Origin of the sequence: Campylobacter sp. 2457A (genome assembly GCF_020135895.1) — a bacterium.
Lineage (GTDB): Bacteria > Campylobacterota > Campylobacteria > Campylobacterales > Campylobacteraceae > Campylobacter_D > Campylobacter_D taeniopygiae.
The window spans coordinates 1-238 of record NZ_JACHTO010000129.1 but is presented as its reverse complement, the minus strand read 5'-3'; the positions used below and the strand labels follow the sequence as shown (position 1 = coordinate 238).

Sequence of the window (238 nt, the reverse complement as noted above, 5' to 3'; positions counted from 1 at the left end):
CTTATAAACTAGGACAAGCTATGATAGAAAATTCAAAAAGCATACTAGGTTATATAAGAATGCCTTATGTTTTATCTTATATAAAAGATAAGCATAAAAAAGAACAAAAAATTTATGAGGAAAAAATAAAAAAAGATCCTTCTTTAAAATTACCTCCTTTAGAATCTTATACTGATTATAAAGAAGCTTTAAAATTTAAAGAACATTTATCTTATAAACTAGGAGAAGCTTTAATAAA

The 238-nt window shown here is 22.3% G+C and carries 1 pseudogene; it reads left to right on the top strand.

From position 1 onward, the window contains the following. Nucleotides 1–20: 20 nt before the first annotated feature. Nucleotides 21–238, top strand: a pseudogene (locus H2280_RS08635) (glycosyltransferase); the annotation flags it as partial.